The organism is Mesonia oceanica (assembly GCF_902499555.1).
GTDB classification, from domain to species: Bacteria; Bacteroidota; Bacteroidia; order Flavobacteriales; family Flavobacteriaceae; genus Mesonia; species Mesonia oceanica.
The window spans coordinates 12,559-31,857 of sequence record NZ_CABVMM010000017.1 but is presented as its reverse complement, the minus strand read 5'-3'; the positions used below and the strand labels follow the sequence as shown (position 1 = coordinate 31,857).

Below are 19,299 nucleotides of genomic sequence, written 5' to 3'. Positions count from 1 at the left end.
GCTTTAACCAATCCGTATGCTCCAAACTCTTTTTCCAATGAATGTGAGTCATAAAAGAATAGTTCTATCCCGTGTTTAGTGAGGTATGTATTTCTGCTGATTTACTCACCTTTTCCGAATCGGGCATCATTCGTAGAAAGTGCTATAAAAATCATAATACCTCTATTTTGATTTTATAATCAGGAACAATCCAATCAGAAGAATTAAAGCTCCTGGCCAAAACAAGAAATCGGGAATTTCATCTAGGAATATAATCGCTAAAAATGCGGCCAACAGTGGGGTAAGCAACCTTAATGAAGTAACTGTGACCGAAACCAAAACCGAAGAAGCGTAGGCATAACACAGTGTAGGTAAAAGGGTAGCTAAAATTCCTAAGGCCAAGAAGTAATATAAGGCATTAAAATCCAGAAAATTAATAATAGAACCCATATCTCCAGAAAAACCAATGATAAGGAGGCTTATGGCACTGCCGACAAAAAATGTAAAAAAACTTGCTAGTTGTGAGGAGGGTTTTTTCTCAATTGGAATGTTCCTATAAAAAATAGAATATAATGCCATTGCTGCCCCGGCAACTAATGCCATAAAATCTCCTAATAAATGCAACGTACCAGAAGAAAATTGGGGAGAGGAATTTCCTGAGATCACTACTAAAATCACTCCAATCATTCCCAAAGATATGCCCCATATTTCCTGAGACGAAATTGAAAGACCTTTACTTCTTTTGTAAATCAAGGCAAACAATGGAGTTGTATTAGTAAGTATGGAGACTTCTGCTACCGGCGCAATCTGATAAGAGGTCACAACCAGCAAAAAATAGCAGGCCATAAGAGTTCCCAATCCCCAGGCTTGTTTAGACTTCCATATTTTTTTGCCTAATGAGTTTTGGCGAATCAAGAAAAATAAAAGAATAAATATCAGACCAATAAAACAACGTCCAGCTATAATTTCCAAGGCAGAAAAATCCTTTAAAAATCGTACAAAGATACCTGTAGTTGACCAAGCCAATGCTGAGAACAAGGCAGCTAAAAAGCCTAATTGCTTGGTATTTTTAAAACTCATAACTTGTAATTGGTTTTATTATTAAGATATTATTTTGTCATGAGGTAGTTCTCAATTGCTAAAGTAATTCATAAAAAATACCCAGTCGAAATATTATCTAACTAATAATTGATAACAAATAGCTTTTATCAAATGATAAATGAACCAATTTTTTATTTCCTTTTTGCTATTATGAAATAATTTTCTATTATTTATGAACATATTTTGTCTTTAAGAATGTGTCATTCATAACCGTTTTGGTTTATAGAGAAAATTATATTCTGTACATTAATTAGCTCCTTCAACACGTAAAATGCTATGATCACAAGGATAGTTTGCTATGGGTGTCTCTATATCAAAGTCAATCTTTAAATCGGAGAAAGAGATTTTAAGGCATTTTATCATCTGGTTTCCAGACATTTGATTTGGAGTATTGGTGATGAATACTTCAATCATTATCTTAATTTTATTAAAAATGTTCTTTGGTCAATTCGGCGTTGACCATTGCGCCGGCGAGGTTTCCATTGGCCACGGCAGTAGCCACAGAACGCATCATTGTCGAATTATCTCCACAGACATAGATACCCTCAATAGTTGTTTGCTGAAATTCATTGACCTTGATATGGCCGTGCTCTGTCAATTCACAGCCTAAAGAAACCGGTATGTCGGAATGTTGAGTAGTTGGAAATCCTGCATAAACTGCATCGAAAACTACTTTTTCTCCAGTACTAAAGATTACCTTCTGGAGATAGCCCTCCTGATGTTCAAGTTCTGAAATTTCAGTTTCGATGATATTTATATTATGCGATTCCAGTTTAGCCAGTTGTTCGGATGAGAAATCTGCTTTGCCGGTCGTCAGGATGGTTAAATGATCTGTGAGGTTGTTCACTAGTGAAGCTAGGTGAAATGCACGCTCACCATTCGCCATAATACCTGTTTTCTTATTTCGAAATTCATAACCGTGACAATAGGGACAATGGATCATCGAAATTCCCCAACATTCTGCAAAACCCCTGATATTGGGAATCAAATCCTTTATCCCGGTAGCAAAGATCACCTTCTTGGTAGTAAATTTTTCCCCTGATTTAATAATAACTGAGAAGCCATTTTTACTTTTTTCCGCATTGACAGCAAGATCATTAACAAAATCTATTGTTTTGTATTTTAGAACTTGTTCTTTGGCTTTTGCCGCTATTTCTGCTGGAGGAATGCCATCCTGTGTAATAAAATTATGCGAATGCGGGGTCTGCCGATTACAGGGATGACCGTTATCAATAATCAACACTTTTCGCAGGGAGCGTCCTAATGCCATTGCTGCGGAGAGGCCAGCATAACTTCCGCCCACTATAATTACTTCAAAATTTTTAGTACTCATTGTTTTAAATTTAAACTGTCTCAGAAATGAGACATATTGATGTAAATTTTTTTAAGGTGCTATTGCTTTTATATAGGAAGTCCAGGCGAGCTCCTTGATTTCCTCAAAACTTTTAGTTGTGGTTTGCCTTGCGTTGACCGTACTTTCAATAATTCCGGAATGTAAAACCTGTATCCATTCTGGGGACATTGCTGGACTTATCTTACCCTCTTTCTGTAATTCGATGATAATACCTTGGAATTGGTTATAGATATGATCGTAATCCGCACAATTCTTATTTTGGTGGGTATGTTTATGATCTTTACTTTGATGCAGTTTATAAAAAACGGAATATTTTGCTCCACAATCAATTCCGGCGTAGAGCATCCGTTCTAATTGAATGAGAGCATCATCGCTGCTCTGAATAGCCGATATCATTGCTTTTTTGCAGCTTGATTCTATGGCTTGTTTGCAAACTGCTACAAGTTCATTCCGATCTTTAAAGTAACGATGCAATGTTCTTCTGGTCACTGCTGCATTATCCGCAACTTTTTGCAAAGGAGCAGATAGGTCTTCATTGAAGATCCTGATGGCAGATTCTATGATTCGTTTTTTTGTATGGGTCATAAGACAAGGCAAAGATATAAATATTTCTCAAATGTGTGACATTTGAATTTGGTACAATATTTTCCAATATAAAGTATAATTAGTCCAAAAGGCATTATTCTTTTATGGAGTTTACTCAGCACATTCCTCCATTTTAGAAAAAAGCCTGTCCTGAGCATAGTCGAAGGGCAATATTTCGAGCAATGAATTTTTTTACAAAGTCTCGAACACCAACCACAATTCAATTTGAATACTAAAATCCCTTATTTGATTACTTTTAACTTTTAAGCCTTCAATAAGTTTGTGTGTAAAAAAAACAATATATATGAGCACACAAAAAGTTTGGTTTATTACAGGAGCGTCCAAAGGGATGGGCCTTGAAATTACAAAAACAGTTTTAAAAAACGGAGGTAAAGTAATTGCAACTTCCAGAAATACGGAAACGCTTTTAGAAAAAATCGCGGATTACAAGGGCAATCTACTTCCCGTAAAGTTGGACATTACCAAAGAACATGACGTGGAAGAAGCTATTTCCAAGGGTATAGAAAAATTTGGTCAAATAGATGTCGTGGTCAATAATGCAGGATATAACCTGTTGGGGAATATTGAGGAACTAAGTGATACCGAGTTTAGGGAAACAATGAGCATAAATGTCTTTGCACTGGCCAATACCATCAGGAAAGTCTTGCCGCATTTACGCAAGCAAAAATCAGGGCATATCATTAACACTTCATCAATGATGGGCTATATGGGGTATGCGGGTAATGGAAGCTATAATGCGTCCAAATTTGCTGTGATCGGACTATCAGAGGCTCTTGCCCAAGAAGTTGCTCCTTTTGGGATAAAAGTAACGATTCTTGCACCAGGAACATTTCGTACAAATTTTATGAGCGAGGACAGTCTCAATGTGGCGAAAAATAAAATTGACGCATATAATTTAGATGAACAGGTTGAACAGTTTACGGGCTTTGATGGCAAACAATTGGGCGATCCGAAAAAATTGGCGGAAGTATTACTTAAAATTACCGAAATGTCAAATCCACCCTTACATCTTCCTTTAGGTTCCGACAGCTACAACGCTATTTTACAGGTACGCAAAAATGAGGAAGAAGAAATGGAAAAATGGAAAGCACTATCTTTATCTACTGATTTCAAATAATTATAAATTGAAAAAAGCTGCTCCATATAGAATCGAGTCCATTTCTGAACTCCACCGTTTATTCGGTTTGCCAAAGCCAGACCACCCACTGGTAAGCGTTATCAATTTTGAACTTTTGAAATTTGGAGATAGCGAAATCTGGAAAAATTTTTATTATGATTTTTATTGCGTTGCCTGTAAAAAAGGATCTTCGGGTAAGTTCAAATACGGGCAACGTGATTATGATTTTGAAGAAGGGATTATGAGTTTTACCAAACCTGGACAAATTTTTTCCGTTACAGATGTTACAGATGATCCTGTATCAGGATATATGCTAATATTTAAACCTGATCTTATTCGCCATTATGGATTAGGAAAAGTCATTGGGAACTATGGATTTTTTTCATATTCCACAGCTGAAGCCCTACATCTTTCGGAAAAAGAGGACGAGATAATTATGTCCGTTCTTAAGCAAATGCAGGACGAATTAAAAAACAACATAGATGATTATAGCCAAGGTCTCGTTGTTTCACATATTGAACTACTTCTCAACTATGCGGATCGTTTTCACAATCGGCAATTTCTTACTCGAAGCGCGGTTAATAACGATCTGCTCACCGAAATTGAAAGCCTGCTGACCGACTACTTAAATAGAGAATCGGCACTTTCAGGTCTACCAACAGTTCAATTTTTGTCGGAAAAGCTGAATGTGTCTCCTAATTATCTGAGTGATATGTTGCGTAGCCTTACTGGTCAAAATGCCCAGACCTATATTCAGAAATTTGTAATTGATAAAGCCAAAGACCTTCTTTCAACGACCAATTTAAGCGTAAAGGAAATAGCTTATGATTTAGGTTTCGAGCATCCACAATCTTTTAGTACAATGTTCAGGAAAAAGACACAACAGACTCCCCTGCAATACAGAGCTTCTTATAATTAAGCAACTACGATCGTTAAAATTGTGTACACGCAATAGCCGGGTGCAAGGCTAACTCAACTTAACTGCCGTCCAAGAACAATTTGACTACAACAAATACCAATCCGGTTAATTTTTACGAAATGACAATTAAGAGCTTTGCAACAGACTTAAAAGAAGAAAAAATATGCAGAATATTAAAGAAAAAGTAGTCGTTATCACCGGAGCCAGTAGTGGGATTGGAAAATCTATTGCCTTAAACCTGGCTGCCAAAGGAGCGAAAGTAGTTCTCGCTGCGCGACGTGAAGAAAAGTTAAAGAAAATTGTAGAAAATATTATTCAAGATGGCGGAGAGGCAAGCTACGTAGTTGCAGATGTTCAACATAGAACAGACCTAGCCAAATTGGTCAGCATAGCCTTAGCTGAATTTGGAAAACTTGATGTGATGATAAATAACGCTGGGATTAGTCAGTTAAGCAAAATTGATGAATTGGATGTGGAAGGTTGGGAGCAAATGATCAATGTCAATCTGAACGGTACTTTATACGGAATGGCAGCTGCGATTCCCGTATTCAAAAAACAAAAATCTGGACATATCGTGAATATAATTTCTACTGCTGGTCTTACCATAACACCTACGATGGGTGTTTATGCAGGAACTAAGAATGCGGTGAGAACAATCTCCGAAGCTTTTCGGCAAGAGTCGGACGGTTCTATCCGAATTACGGGTATTTCTCCTGGTTTTGTGGATACCGATTTTGCAGAAAACATTAAGAACGACCAAATGCGAACCGCTATTTTAAAAAGTCGTGATGAAATTGCCATAAGCGCAGAAGCGATTGCAGATGCCGTAATATATGCTATCAGTCAGCCCAAAGAAGTTGAAATTGGAGATATTGTGATTCGACCGGCGGTTCAAAACTAAAAAATTATTATCTTCAAAAGTTATGGGAGCAAGTGATTCAGAAATAAAACATTTTAAAAGCATATTTGCATTAATGCGTTATTTAGGGTTGCCCGCTCCACAACACCCGCTATTTGCGTTAGTAAATTATAACAAAATACCACAACAGGAAATAGACAGTGAGCAAAAATTAAGTATTGATTTTTATAAAATTTCCTTTAAAAATACATTCAGTGGAAAAATAAAATATGGGCAGGATTATTATGATTTTGAAGAAGGCGGAATGGCGTTTTTAAAACCCGGTCAAATTGTTACGCCTTATCAAAGTTCAGAAAGCTATGAGGGTTATGCGTTGTATTTTCATCCTGATTTTATCAGGAAGTATCCGCTGGGAAGTGAAATAGCGAGCTACGGATTCTTTTCTTATCATATTGCGGAGGCCTTACATTTGTCGGCCAAAGAAAAAGCACTTATCGATCAGTTATTACAGGCGATAAATGCAGAACTAAAAGAAAATATAAATCATTTTAGTCAGGAAGTTTTGGTCTCACAACTTGCCTTATTGTTGAGTTATAGCAAGCGTTTTTACAATCGGCAGTTTATTACACGGAAAGTTGTTAACCACGAAATTATTCATTCATTAGATGAAATTTTGGAGCAGTATTTTCAAGATAAAAGCGGACTGGATAATGGCTTGCCTTCAGTAACCTTTATTAGCAACAAACTCGGTCTGTCACAGCGTTACTTGAGTGATTTGTTACGTTCTCTTACAAGACTAAACACACAACAATACATTCAGAATGCTATCATAGAAAAGGCAAAAGAAAAACTATCTACAACCAACCTGTCTGTAAGTGAAATAGCTTATGAACTGGGTTTTGAACACCCCCAAAGCTTTAGCAAATTATTTAAGAACAAAACATATGTTTCTCCATTGAAATTTAGAGCATCATTTTAAATAATAGACAGCAGACAACTGATAGTGCTTGAATACCGATGCTCATATACTTTATCATCAAGAACAAAACGAATGACACAAAACAGTGAAACATACCACAATTTCAGAATAGCTGTTCCGGCAGACTATGAAAACGTATTTTCTCATTTCTATTTTGCCGAAAATCAAACCAACGAAAGGATAACAAAAACGTTATTACCTTCTTACCAAACCATTTTGATTTTCAGTTTCGGAACAAAAACATTACTCAATTCCGAAGAAAATACACAAATAGAAATTGACAAATGTCTTGTGCTAGGAACAATCAGGAAAGCGTTTGAATATTCGTTGCCACCGCAATCAAAAATTTTGGTTGCCAATTTCAAAGACGATGCATTTTATCGGTTCTTTGGTAATATTTCACTTACTAAACATTCACCAATACATCCTGATAAGCTCTTGAGAGAAAATTGCTTTACGTCATTGTGGTATGAACTCCATAGAATGGATAATGTTGAAGAACAGGTAAATTACATTCTTGAGTTTTGCAAACCCTATTTACTACAACGGGACAAAATAGCGGAACAATTAATAAAGTTTAAAGAACAGTCGCTAAATCCTATCAAAGCAATTGCTAGCCACAATAACCAAACAGAACGAACTATTCAACTCAAACAAAAAATACATTTCGGATATTCTGTAAAAGAAATTAACCGTTACGAAAGATTTTTAAAAGCCATTGAAAACATTGCTTCCAAGGCAACAAAAGAGGATTGGTTTACGATCATAAATGATTGTGGTTACTACGACCAAAGCCAACTTATTAGCGACTTTAAACATTACCTAAATCTTAGCCCCACAAAATATCTGAAATTCCAACAAGATATTTGTAATCCCATAAATTGATTTTCGTTTTCTTACAATTTTAGGGAAAAACAACATTCTACTTTTGTTATAACAAATTAAAAAAGTAGAAAATGAAACATTTAGTTATTTACGCTCATCCTAATCCCCAAAGTTTAAATGGTCGGTTAAAACAAGTAGTTTTAGAACACCTTACCGAAAGTGGGCATCAGGTAAAAGTTAGGGATTTATACCAACTGAATTTTAATCCTGTTCTTTCACTGGAAGATATGGAAGGCCAGCGAATAGAACGGGTTAATGAAGAGGTAAAAACTGAGCAGAATTATATCGTTTGGGCAGATTGTATTACATTTATACATCCGATTTGGTGGACAGGTTTACCTGCGATACTAAAAGGCTACATCGACCGGGTTTTCAGTTATGGCTTTGCTTATCGATATGACCAGGGTATTCAAAAAGGCTTACTGGTAGGCAAACAAACCGTCATCATTAATACACACGGGAAATCACATACCGAATATCACAATTTGGGAATGGACACGGCTCTATCGCTAACATCAGACAAAGGTATTTATACGTATTGCGGTTTAAAAGTCAAACAACATTTTTTCTTCGACAAAGCAGATAGAGCAAATACCGAAGTTATTAAAGAATGGACTCATCAAATAAAATCTCTATTTGTAGAATAATTTATGTCTTCAAAACTTCGGTTAGTACCAGTGAACTGGTGCATCTACTAAAGCCTCGACTGGATAAAATATGTTTTATGGAAAGGTTCTCAAAATTGAAGAAACTGTAACTAAAAAAATTACGTTAGGCGGACAAGAAAGCGACTTCAAAATCCCGAACTTAATATAACCAGAGTCGTTAGCAGTAATGTTTGCAAAAATAATAACTGAAATCATTGGCTAGAATTTTATTTTTCTATTTTTGTATCAAACATTACAAAAATAAATGAAAGGAAGACCGATAGTTTTTAAAAACAAAGAAATGGTGCTCAAAGCTCAAGAACTATTTTGGGAAAAAGGATATAATGCCACGTCTTTATCTGACTTAAGTACTGCGACAGGTGCAGGAGCAGGTAGTTTATACAACACATTTAAAGGTGGAAAAAAAGAACTTTTCAAAAAATCTCTTCAACAACGCAAAGAAGACTTAGAAGATTTCAAAATCAAACTAGAAAATAGCGATACTCCTATTGAATTAATTAAAGCCTTTTTCATTAGTGTGGCAACTGCATCAAAAAAATCTCACTTGAAGGGATGTATTGTCGCAAATACAATAGTTGAAATGACTTTTATAGATGAAGAACTAGAAAATGAAGCAATAGAAATTTTAAAAGAAACAGAAAAACTTTACACCACGGCTATCCTTGCAGAACAAAAAAAGGGAAATATAAAATCAAAAATACCGGCACATACTTTAGGAAAGCATTTAATTACCCTTTGGTGTGGAATTAATACATTACGAAGAATCTATCCGGACAAAGAAATTTTGAAACAACAAATTGAATTACAACTACAGATTCTCAAATAAAAATTTTAACTAATTATTTAATAATCACTACAAAAATAAAATGGATTTAAAATTAAAAGGAAAAAAAGCATTTATTAGTGGCTCAACACAAGGCATTGGTTTTGCCATTGCACAACAATTATTAGAAGAGGGAGCTTCTGTGACAATTAATGGACGACAAAAATCAAAGACGGAACAAGTAAAAGAAAAACTACAAAAACAATTTCCTAATACTAAGGTTTCGGCAATTTCAGCAGATTTTTCAAAGGAGGAAGAAGTCGAAAACTTACTTAAACAATTAACTGATATAGATATTTTGATAAACAATGTTGGAATCTTTGAAATTGAAGAATTTAAAAACATAACGGATCAAGATTGGTACAGATATTTTGAGATAAACGTAATGAGTTCTGTTCGTTTATCTCGAAAATTATTACCGAAAATGCAAAACAATAATTGGGGACGAATCATTTTTATCAGTAGCGAATCAGGTGTAAATGTTCCTGAAAATATGATCCATTATGGAATGTCAAAAGCGGCTATGTCTGCCATTGCAAATGGCCTATCTAAATTGACAAAAGGAACCGAGATTACGGTCAATACTATTTTGGGAGGACCAACCTATTCTGATGGTGTTGCAGCAACAGTAGAGCAAATTGCAGAAGCACAAAATCTAGAATTAGAACAAATGAAAACTGCAATTGTACAACAGACCAATCCACACATTTTATTGCAACGATTCATTAATCCAAGTGAAATAGCAAGTTTAGCAACATATTTATCAAGCCCTCTATCCATTGCTACAAATGGAGCTTCTTTAAGAGCAGATTCAGGAGTGTTAAAAACGATTTAACTTAATAACAAGCAAAATTATTTAGATTTTGATAGAGCTATTTATTTCCTAAAAAAAGTCTGTAAAAACCGTCACGCTTCATAGCAGTAGTTAAAACTTAATCTTCGAAATTTGCTCAGCACATTCCCCTCCATTTCGCGAAAAGCTGCATTCCGGGCGGCAGCGCTTCCCTACAAAGTCTTGGACACCATCCCCAATTTCTCCTTTCCATTCCGTTAAACCTTCCCGTCCCGATAGCTATCGGGACTGGGAAGGAACTCTCCATTCCCAATCCGAAATCGTGAACGGAGTCCGCCCCATCTGAATTCCATTATTCATTTGGTGCCCCTTCCTATGTATTGGTACTTCACAAAACCCTTTAGACCTACTCCCGCACCCTCACTGTCCCTCCCTTTTTCTGACAGCAAAATACCAACATTTGGAAGTTGAACGGACTGCATAACCGGTCGTGCCTCCCTTTTATAAGTCCTTATCAATTCCAAATATTGAAACTGTATCAGCAACAAAAAAAGGTAACAGCGAGGGCACTATGGGAAGTAAATCTAAAATGAATCTTATGAAATCGTACAAAAACATCAAAAAGGAAGCGGCATCAAAAAAAACAAAAAAGGAAAACGCTCGAGATATAATAAGTAAATCACTTCAAAAAATACAAACACAAACTGTCTGAATGGTTCGGATAGCATTATTAATCCTTAAATATTTTATTATGAGTACTTTAAAAAATCACGTACAGTTAATCGGAAACGTTGGGCAAGAACCAACCATCACCAACCTTGAAAGCGGAAAAAAAGTAGCCCGTTTTTCAATCGCCACAAATGAAAGCTACAAGAACAACAAGGGCGAAAAGGTGCAGTCCACAGATTGGCACACCGTTGTAGCTTGGGGCAAGACTGCCGAAATCATCGAAAATTTTGTAGGCAAAGGAAAGGAAATAGCCATTACGGGAAAATTGAGAACCCGCACCTATACCACCGATGATGGAAACCAACGCTATGTAACCGAAGTGCAAGCAAAGGAAGTGCTTTTACTCGGAAATAAAAATGATAAGTAATCTTTAAAATTTAAGAGGGCGTTCCCGTGGAAAGTAGCGCCCTCTTTTAATTATTAACCAATTAATAAGTTAACAATGAAAAGCAAAGTTAATGAAATAGCCATAAGTTACAGCGGAAGCACAAAGGCAAATTTGCTTCCCAAAGTAACCTGTTCCCAAAGTGCTGCCGATATAGCCTACAGCCAATGGAACAAAGAAACAATTGAACTGCACGAAACCTTTAAAATAATGTTGCTCAATAATGCCAATAAGGTAAAAGGAATTTATGAGGTTTCAAATGGAGGTATCACAGGTACTTTAGTGGATGTCCGCATTCTATTTGCCGTACTTTTAAAGAGCTTGACAACCGCAGTAATTTTACTTCATAACCACCCGAGCGGTACCTTAAGACCTAGTGAATCGGACAAGAGCCTGACCCAAAAGATTAAAAAGGCTGGCGACTTACTTGATATTAAAGTTCTAGACCATTTGATAATTTCTCCCGATGGCGACTATTACAGTTTTGCAGATAATGGAATCCTTTAAATTGAAAGCTATGATTTATCTAAATTTTACCGACTTGAGCGAAGAGACTCAAAACCGACTTATGGAAAATTCCAAGAAGGATGTGGAACGAAAATTTGGGGAGGACATCCGCAAATACGTAAGGAAAAATCACGCTTGTTTTGAAACGATGATAGCCGAAGAAGCATTACGCAATTTGTATTCCTATACGTTTGTATTCAACATCTGAATTTCTAAACTTCATAGTCAAGCACCTCTAAATTTTTGGAGGTGTTTTTTTGTTGCATCGATTTCAATTCAATAAAAATCACTATCTTTATTTCGCTGAAATTCAGCATTCAATTTCACGTAGGGTTATCCATTTTTTGACTTTCGCCGATAACCGTACCCATCGAAAAAATAACATATCGGAAAATTATTTTCCTTGAAATGGCAATTGGCTTTTTAGCCAGATTGTACGGAATTTTGTCCCGCTGCGCGAGACGAAAAGGAGTAGCAAGAGGGTAACACGCGATGCGATGTTTAGCACTCCTTTTAATTTTCAAATAACTGATATTCAGTAATTTGAAAAAATATAAAATTCCAGAACCTCTACAATTTGCGACAAATGCCCTGTGAACGCCCACTTTTAGGGAAGGATTTGCGACAAATCGGCGAATTATGGACTCATTTATAGGCATTAGGTTCAAAAAGGAAACGGCAAAACGTTTTCAGGAATTTTCACGGACCCACTTCAAATCACACACCGAAGCATTGGAAACAATGCTCGACTTTTTCTTCTACAACGAGATTTCCCCAAAGGAAAAATTGGGACCAACGGGAAGGACTATCGAAGCCTCAATAAAGAAACGTATCAATGCGGTCATCGCCATAATGAGGGATATGGAAAAGAGCCAGACCAAACCCACCGTAGCAATGTTGGAATCCCTTTTTCAGATGAACGAACCTTCAAAAAAACCCTTGATCTTGGAAAAGAAAGCGGTCGAAGAAAAGCCCAAAGTAAGATTTCAGGAAAGGCAGAACCATAATAACGAACCCTAATCTTTGAGCTATGTATATCACCATCACACCTCAAAAACTGGGAGGGAATTATTCACAAAGTTCAGGCGATTTTGTTGGTTATCTGGAGAAAGAAAACCAGGGTCTGGAACAGGAAGAAATGCAACACTTTTTCAATCAATATGGAGATGACATTTCCGCTGAAGAAGTGGTAAAGGATATCGATGGTAACGGCGCCAAACTCAAAAAGACTGAACCGAAATTCTATTCCATTACGGTCAGCCCTTCCAAATACGAACTGAACCGATTACAGAACAATAGCGAAGATTTAAAAAGATACACCCGTGAGCTGATGAAGGATTATGTGGCTTCCTTTAACCGTGAAATTAATGGAAGACCGATTACCATCGATGATATAAAATATTATGCAAAAATCGAATACCAACGAACCTTCAAGGGAACGGATTGGCAGATTAAAGAGAATCAGCCTTATGCCACCAAAATATTGCAGCTCAAAACCGAAATTAGAAGGATTGAAGAAGGTCGTGCTGAAGGAAACATCAAGCTGCTACGGCAAAAAATAGCTCGATTGGAAAAGGAAGCACCGCACCAACAGGACGGGAAGCGAATTGTCCAGGGGATGCCAAAGGCGGGAAACCAAAGCCATATCCATATCATCGTAAGCCGAAAGGATGCCTCCAACACCTTCAGTCTTTCCCCGGGGAGCAAGCATAAGGCATCGGAAGTGGAGATGCACGGTAAGACCATAAAACGGGGCTTTGACCGTGACCAGTTTTTTGAACGTGCGGAAAAGACCTTTGACAGGACTTTTGGCTATCAAAGAAACTTCGCCGAGACCTACAAAGCTCGAAAGGATTTTGTCAAGAATCCCAAAATCTATTTTGCATCGCTGATGAAACTGCCCACCAATGAAAAGGCGATCGCCTTTAAAATGATGAAGGAAAGTGGTGTTCCAATGCTGCCAAGTATTCCGGTAACACAGGCGCAACTGGCAATGAAGGTATTCAACCGACTGCGCCGTGGCGTAGAAGTGGCCATTAAATCAAGTTCTATAGGTATCTAATCCAAACGTATGCAAATAGACAATCTCTTTACCGCTCTTTTAACCATTGGTCTGACCAGTGCTTTATTTTATGGATTGTATCTGGTCTCCAAATATGCATTTCTTGCAAACAGCCTTTTGTTGTTTGCCCTGGCCTATTTTTTACAACCTTGGAACAATTTGGTTATAATTTTATTGAATGTGGTCTGTCCGCTTTTGTTGATCAATACGGCATTGTATGTTTTCTTGCATAAAAAGGAGGTGCCAAAAAATGGCGACCATAGGTATCAAGTCGATTTTGCCACTACCAAGGGAGACTTCAAACTGGACAATATCAAACGTGGCGCATCCATCATAGGTTCTGCGGGAAGTGGAAAGACCGAAAGTGTGGTGTATGGATTCCTGAAACATTTCCGGAAGGAAGGTTTTTGTGGCATTATCCACGATTACAAAGATTTTGAGCTTACGGAAATGGCGTATCCGCTTTTTAAGGATGGGGATATTCCGTTTAAGGTGATTTCCTTTGATAAAATCATCCATCGGGTAAATCCCATTGCTCCACGATATTTGGAGAACGAGGAAAGCGTAAACGAAGTTTCTCGGGTACTGATAGAGAACCTTTTGGAGCAACGGGAATCGGGAACAACCGGAACAACTAAATTTTTTAATGATGCAGCGGAAGGATTAATCGGGGGATTGATTTGGAAACTGAAAACGACCTACCCACAATTTTGCACCCTGCCGCATTTGATAGCCATTTATCAATATCTGGACACCGATAGCCTAATCCAGTTTTTGGAAACCAATACCACATCACGAGCTATGGCGGATGCTTTTATCAGCGGCAAGGATTCGGAACGACAAACCGCTGGTGTAAAAAGCACTTTGGCCAATGCATTAAAACGCATCAGTACGCAACGGATTTTTATGGCATTGTCCGCAGATGAAGTGCCGCTCAATATCAACAGTGAAGAAAATCCTGCGGTAATTTCAATCGTGAACAATCCAAAATTTGAAACATCCTATTCGCCAGTGATTGCCACCATTGTCCATACCATCACCAAACAAATGAGTGTGCGGAATTCCAAACCTTCATTCCTGTTAATGGAAGAAGCACCTACCATACGCTTATTGAATATGCACCGCATTCCGGCAACATTGCGGAGCTATAATATTTCTACGGTCTATGTGATGCAGGACAAGATCCAGAACGATATGATGTATGGTGATAAGGCGAGCAAGGCGATATTGAGCAATCTTTCCTACCAGTTTTTTGGAAAGGTCAATGACCCGGACACCGCAAAATATTATGAACGCTTTTTTGAGATTATTAAAGACCCGACAAAAAGTATTAGTCGTGGGCATAATCTGGATTTTGATACACGGATTACCACAGGGGAAAAGGAAATTCCAAAAATCAGGGCGGATGTTTTCTTTCGGTTGAAACAGGGAGAGTTTATTACGTATGCAGATGGAACTGACAAAAAAGTGCAGTTTAAATTAGCAAAGATTCAAAGGGGATTGCCGGAGGTATCAAAGCCGTTTTCTCAGGCTGATTTGGAGAAAAATTTTGAGCGGATTTATGAAGAAGCTAGGTCGATATTCAATAATCAATAGAATCTCCATTTCAAATAATTATAACTAAAGTTGTCATATTGACTACTTTAGTTTACTTTTGAAGGATGAATTGAAATTCTCGACAGCTTTTTTAAATGGATAATACGATTAGAGTTGAGAGGGCAAAACTTGATATTTCTCAGCAAGATTTAGCGGAAAAGGTAAATGTATCTAGACAAACAATACATTCAATTGAGCGAGGAAAAAAAATACCTTCTGTGGAATTAGCCATAAGGATTGCTCAATTTTTTAAAGTTTCTGTTGAGGAAATATTTTTAGTGAAATAAATTGAATTTAATATAAACCATTGGGTATGAATTATCAATTAAGGTTTGAAGAACTTGATGTAATAGAAGAGACTCCGCTTCTCGAAAGGATAAACAAACAAATATCTACTATACCCAGGCCTACTATGGATTTTATGCCAGGAATAAAATGGGGTAACTATGGAGAGCTTTTTACTCCAGCCTATTGGAAGGTTCAGTACTTAATGTATAGTGAAAATGAAAAATTCGATATTAATTATCGTCTAGGTGATAATATTCTTGAAGAAGTTGTAGCCTGTCTTCTTGGAGGTTTTGGACTCAAATCTGAAATAGGATTGGCAGCATTTCATAGATTGAAAACACGACGTCAAATAAAAGAAGCTATAACTCACGAAGAAATCCTTACAAGTTTAAAAGAGCCATTTGTTACTAATGAGAAGAGTGTTCATTATAGATTTCCAAACCAAAAAGCTAAATATATAACAGAATTTCTGAACAGAAATGATTTGAAGTTAATTCCTCTAGATAATGATATTGAATTAAGGGATTGGCTATTATCTATTAATGTTATAGGTCCAAAGACTGCGGCTTGGGTTACCCGTAATTATCTGAATAGTGAAAATGTAGCAATTATTGATATTCATATTTATAGGGCTTGTTTAATTATGGGTCTTTATAGTGAATATTATGATATTCAAAAAGATTATGTTAAATTAGAGAAAATATTTTTACAATTCTGTTGTGAGTTGGATGTGCAACCTTCTAAGATGGATGCACTTATTTGGCTGCAAATGAAAGAAGCTAATCGAAATGTTTTAAAACTAATTAATGATAAAAATTAACTCTTATGTCGGGAAGTTCAGGTGATGGGGGTATGCCATCAGTTAATAGACCAAATCAGAATGAAAATTGTGAAGGTTTAGTTATTAATACAAATTTGGCTTCTCCACAAGCAGAAGTTATAAGTGCTTTAAATCCGGGGGATCTCTTGGAGATTACAATTGCCTCAGATCAAGGACCTATACAGGCTATAAATCAAGCAGGTATTTTAGCAGGAAATATAATTTCTAGAGAACAAGTCAAGTTGCTTAATTGTATAATATCGGGTACAGTGTATGAAGCCGAAGTTCTTTCTATTAATGTGGTCAGTGTAATATCCAAATTCGCTCCATATGATTGTTGTTGGCGGAACTTACACGGAAATCTGTTTTGAGCCCATCTGGGAAAACATATATGGATCTGGTTTTCGAGCCGTTAATCTGCTAATAGAAAATGGGGGTTTTGAAGTAATTGACTTCTATACCTGTGCCGATGCAGAAATAAAAGCTCATTTAGATTATAACACAAAACTAAACACAAACCTTAATGTTCATATAACAGAAATTAAAAAAAGTCCAGAATTCCATTACGATCATCCGCTAAAAACCCCAAGAATTATACCAAGGCCGGATGTATATAATACCACTACAAAAACGATATCTGCAGAAGGGAATAATATTTTGGCATATGGATTATTAGAAGCTTCAATTATTGTAAGAGGCAAAAAAGTTGTGTATGACCCTCAATCCCCTGTTAATCCTATTCCATTTTCTGCTACCGAGTCTACTGCTGAAAAGCTTATCACCATTGTAAATCTTGGGGAAGCTGAAAAACTGACTGGAAAAACTGAGATTGAAGATATAAAAAATTACTTTTTTGATTCAGAAATGTGCTTTGGTCTGATTATAAAAATGGGGGCAAAAGGAGCTTTCCTTTTTGAATCAAACAATAATGATCCGGTTAAAATCCCGGTATTTGAAACTAATAAAGTTTGGCCAATTGGCTCTGGAGATGTGTTTTCTGCCTACTTTGCACAAAATTGGTTTAATGGAGCTAGTTTAAAATCCAGTGCGCTTCTTGCAAGTAAGGCAACAGCTATCTATTGTAATACTCAAGACTTGTCATTAAAAAAAGGTCTTGACTCTTTCACCTTCAAAAGTTTATTAATCGATAAAATTCCTTCTGAACAAATTTATTTGGCTGGACCTTTTTTTACTTTTAGTGAGCGATGGTTAGTCAATGAGGTGTGGAATACTTTTAAATCCATTGGGTTAAAAGTGTTTTCGCCTTTTCACGATGTAGGACACGGACAAGCCAATGATGTAGTTTGCAAAGATTTAGAAGGATTGGATGAATCGAAAATTGTATTTGCTATAATTGATGGATTAGATTCTGGAACCCTATTTGAAGTAGGTTATGCAATATGTCAGAAAAAGAAAGTAGTTGCATTTGTTCAAAAAGAAGGAGAAGAATCACTAAAAATGTTAGAAGGAACCAATTGTATTATTGAAAGAGATTTTACAACAGCTATCTATAAATTATACTGGGAACTTGCAAAAGAATAATCTAGCAATATTATTATCAGGGGGTATGGATTCCATTGCTTTGGCATACTGGAAAAAGCCTGCTCATTCTATTACGATTGACTATGGTCAGAAAGCAGCTAATGCTGAAATAAAAGCAGCTGCACAAATTTCAAAGTATTTGAATATTGAACACCATATACTAAAAGTAGATTGTTCGGCTCTAGGTTCAGGAGATATGAATGGGAGTAAATCCTTGGGTATCTCACCTATTACGGAATGGTGGCCATATAGAAATCAATTGTTGGTTACTTTAGCTTGTATGAAAGGTGTTAGTATAGGAATTAAAGAATTAATAATTGGTTCTGTTTCAACAGATAATGCGCATAAAGATGGGACTAGAACATTTTATGATTATTTATCTAAATTAATCGAATATCAAGAAGGACAAATAAAAATTACGTGTCCTGGTATTGAAATGAGCACTGTTGACCTAATTAAAAAAGCGAAATTACCTATATCACTTTTATATTGGGCTCACTCCTGTCATACCGCAAATGAGCCTTGTATGAATTGTAATGGATGTAAAAAATATCTTTATACACTTCAAATGTTAGGCTTAGATTAATGAAAAGTCCAAAACCTAAAAATATTAATGATGAGTTTCATCCTTTTAAATATCCATTTAGCACAAAAACTAAACTAAATCGAGATTTTAAAACAAGAGAGGGTGGTTTTTTAGATATTTTATTGACAAGGAGATCCTCGCAGAATTTGGGCCATATTTCGCTAGAAGATATTGCTGAACTGTTATACTACAGCAATAAAGTTCAATCCATAAATATTGATGATTCTGGATTTTTAATTTCCAAAAGAACTGTTCCTTCAGCTGGTGGTCGTCATCCAATAGATCTTCTAGTATCACTTCCATCAGAGAGCAAACGCTTTTTACATTATTATAACCCAATAGATCATTCTTTGAGTGAACTGTCAATTCCTAGAGAATTACAACAATCTTTTTTTGCAGAAGTAAATGAAAACATTCCTGTTGGGGACTGTTGTTTGATATGGTTTTCAATTCAAACTAAAAAAACACAATCCAAGTATGAATATGCTGAAAGTTTGTACTGGAGGGACGCAGGATCTTTACTCTATTGTATTCAAATAATATCAAACTATTTAGGCTTTAAGAGTTGCCCATTAGGAGGACTAGCGGTTAAATCTTTTGATAATCTCTTTCAAACGAATGATTTAATTTCAGGTGGGGGGATATTGGTAGGAAGATAAATAGTCTCTTTAAATTTTTATTTGTCATAAAACAAGACTTTT

General features: G+C 36.3%; 23 protein-coding genes. 20 read left to right on the top strand and 3 right to left on the bottom strand.

Going from position 1 to position 19,299, the window contains the following annotated elements; translation table 11 throughout:
* Positions 1–162 precede the first annotated feature (162 nt).
* The 3 genes from FVB9532_RS17650 to FVB9532_RS17640 form a co-directional block, all read right to left on the bottom strand.
* The gene (locus FVB9532_RS17650) at positions 163–1,059 is read right to left on the bottom strand and encodes a DMT family transporter (protein ID WP_008610527.1); all 897 of its coding nucleotides are present in this window, start codon (positions 1,057–1,059) and stop codon (positions 163–165) included.
* Between the two features lie 448 nt (positions 1,060–1,507).
* A complete protein-coding gene (locus FVB9532_RS17645) occupies positions 1,508–2,413 on the bottom strand; it encodes an NAD(P)/FAD-dependent oxidoreductase (protein WP_008610529.1) in 906 nt (301 codons plus the stop codon).
* 51 nt (positions 2,414–2,464) lie between these two features.
* A complete protein-coding gene (locus FVB9532_RS17640; RefSeq protein ID WP_008610530.1) occupies positions 2,465–3,019 on the bottom strand; it encodes a TetR/AcrR family transcriptional regulator in 555 nt (184 codons plus the stop codon).
* 304 nt (positions 3,020–3,323) lie between these two features.
* On the opposite strand from FVB9532_RS17640, the gene FVB9532_RS17635 reads away from it, so the two are divergent.
* From FVB9532_RS17635 to FVB9532_RS17540, 20 genes are all read left to right on the top strand, one after another.
* Positions 3,324–4,157, top strand: coding sequence for an SDR family NAD(P)-dependent oxidoreductase (locus FVB9532_RS17635; RefSeq protein ID WP_150546504.1), 834 nt, complete (start codon positions 3,324–3,326; stop codon positions 4,155–4,157).
* Between the two features lie 7 nt (positions 4,158–4,164).
* Positions 4,165–5,076 (top strand): helix-turn-helix domain-containing protein, encoded by a 912-nt coding sequence (locus FVB9532_RS17630; RefSeq protein ID WP_150546503.1) that lies wholly within the window; start codon positions 4,165–4,167, stop codon positions 5,074–5,076.
* Between the two features lie 163 nt (positions 5,077–5,239).
* The gene (locus FVB9532_RS17625; RefSeq protein ID WP_150546502.1) at positions 5,240–5,977 is read left to right on the top strand and encodes an SDR family oxidoreductase; all 738 of its coding nucleotides are present in this window, start codon (positions 5,240–5,242) and stop codon (positions 5,975–5,977) included.
* 22 nt (positions 5,978–5,999) lie between these two features.
* Complete coding sequence (locus tag FVB9532_RS17620) at positions 6,000–6,914, top strand: helix-turn-helix domain-containing protein (RefSeq protein WP_150546501.1); 915 nt, start codon at positions 6,000–6,002, stop codon at positions 6,912–6,914.
* 72 nt (positions 6,915–6,986) lie between these two features.
* Positions 6,987–7,799, top strand: a complete 813-nt coding sequence (locus FVB9532_RS17615; RefSeq protein WP_150546500.1) for a helix-turn-helix domain-containing protein — start codon at positions 6,987–6,989, stop codon at positions 7,797–7,799.
* Positions 7,800–7,870: 71 nt separating this feature from the next.
* Positions 7,871–8,446, top strand: coding sequence for an NAD(P)H-dependent oxidoreductase (locus FVB9532_RS17610; RefSeq protein ID WP_150546499.1), 576 nt, complete (start codon positions 7,871–7,873; stop codon positions 8,444–8,446).
* 265 nt (positions 8,447–8,711) lie between these two features.
* Positions 8,712–9,293 (top strand): TetR/AcrR family transcriptional regulator, encoded by a 582-nt coding sequence (locus FVB9532_RS17605; protein ID WP_150546498.1) that lies wholly within the window; start codon positions 8,712–8,714, stop codon positions 9,291–9,293.
* Between the two features lie 40 nt (positions 9,294–9,333).
* Positions 9,334–10,125 carry an SDR family NAD(P)-dependent oxidoreductase gene (locus FVB9532_RS17600; RefSeq protein WP_150546497.1) on the top strand — a complete coding sequence of 264 codons (792 nt, stop codon included), beginning with the start codon at positions 9,334–9,336 and terminating at the stop codon, positions 10,123–10,125.
* A 709-nt stretch (positions 10,126–10,834) separates the two neighbouring features.
* On the top strand, positions 10,835–11,179 hold the full coding sequence (locus tag FVB9532_RS17595) for a single-stranded DNA-binding protein (RefSeq protein WP_150546496.1): 345 nt from the start codon (positions 10,835–10,837) through the stop codon (positions 11,177–11,179).
* 75 nt (positions 11,180–11,254) lie between these two features.
* Positions 11,255–11,704 carry a JAB domain-containing protein gene (locus tag FVB9532_RS17590; protein ID WP_150546495.1) on the top strand — a complete coding sequence of 150 codons (450 nt, stop codon included), beginning with the start codon at positions 11,255–11,257 and terminating at the stop codon, positions 11,702–11,704.
* Positions 11,705–11,714: 10 nt separating this feature from the next.
* Positions 11,715–11,912 carry a hypothetical protein gene (locus FVB9532_RS17585; protein WP_040879834.1) on the top strand — a complete coding sequence of 66 codons (198 nt, stop codon included), beginning with the start codon at positions 11,715–11,717 and terminating at the stop codon, positions 11,910–11,912.
* 431 nt (positions 11,913–12,343) lie between these two features.
* Positions 12,344–12,724, top strand: coding sequence for a BfmA/BtgA family mobilization protein (locus tag FVB9532_RS17580; RefSeq protein ID WP_150546494.1), 381 nt, complete (start codon positions 12,344–12,346; stop codon positions 12,722–12,724).
* Positions 12,725–12,734: 10 nt separating this feature from the next.
* Positions 12,735–13,766, top strand: coding sequence for a MobB family relaxase (mobB, locus tag FVB9532_RS17575; RefSeq protein WP_150546493.1), 1,032 nt, complete (start codon positions 12,735–12,737; stop codon positions 13,764–13,766).
* A 9-nt stretch (positions 13,767–13,775) separates the two neighbouring features.
* Positions 13,776–15,362 (top strand): type IV secretory system conjugative DNA transfer family protein, encoded by a 1,587-nt coding sequence (locus FVB9532_RS17570; RefSeq protein ID WP_150546492.1) that lies wholly within the window; start codon positions 13,776–13,778, stop codon positions 15,360–15,362.
* Between the two features lie 95 nt (positions 15,363–15,457).
* A complete protein-coding gene (locus FVB9532_RS17565; protein WP_150546491.1) occupies positions 15,458–15,649 on the top strand; it encodes a helix-turn-helix transcriptional regulator in 192 nt (63 codons plus the stop codon).
* Positions 15,650–15,675: 26 nt separating this feature from the next.
* Positions 15,676–16,470, top strand: coding sequence for an 8-oxoguanine DNA glycosylase (locus tag FVB9532_RS17560; RefSeq protein ID WP_150546490.1), 795 nt, complete (start codon positions 15,676–15,678; stop codon positions 16,468–16,470).
* A gap of 5 nt (positions 16,471–16,475) precedes the next feature.
* On the top strand, positions 16,476–16,841 hold the full coding sequence (locus FVB9532_RS17555; RefSeq protein ID WP_150546489.1) for a hypothetical protein: 366 nt from the start codon (positions 16,476–16,478) through the stop codon (positions 16,839–16,841).
* Positions 16,801–18,012, top strand: a complete 1,212-nt coding sequence (locus FVB9532_RS17550; protein ID WP_150546488.1) for a PfkB family carbohydrate kinase — start codon at positions 16,801–16,803, stop codon at positions 18,010–18,012. The genes FVB9532_RS17555 and FVB9532_RS17550 overlap by 41 nt, the downstream gene beginning before the upstream one ends.
* Complete coding sequence (locus FVB9532_RS17545; protein WP_228482386.1) at positions 17,999–18,598, top strand: 7-cyano-7-deazaguanine synthase; 600 nt, start codon at positions 17,999–18,001, stop codon at positions 18,596–18,598. Before FVB9532_RS17550 ends, FVB9532_RS17545 begins: the two co-directional genes overlap by 14 nt.
* On the top strand, positions 18,598–19,257 hold the full coding sequence (locus tag FVB9532_RS17540; RefSeq protein WP_150546487.1) for a nitroreductase family protein: 660 nt from the start codon (positions 18,598–18,600) through the stop codon (positions 19,255–19,257). The genes FVB9532_RS17545 and FVB9532_RS17540 overlap by 1 nt, the downstream gene beginning before the upstream one ends.
* Positions 19,258–19,299 lie beyond the last annotated feature (42 nt).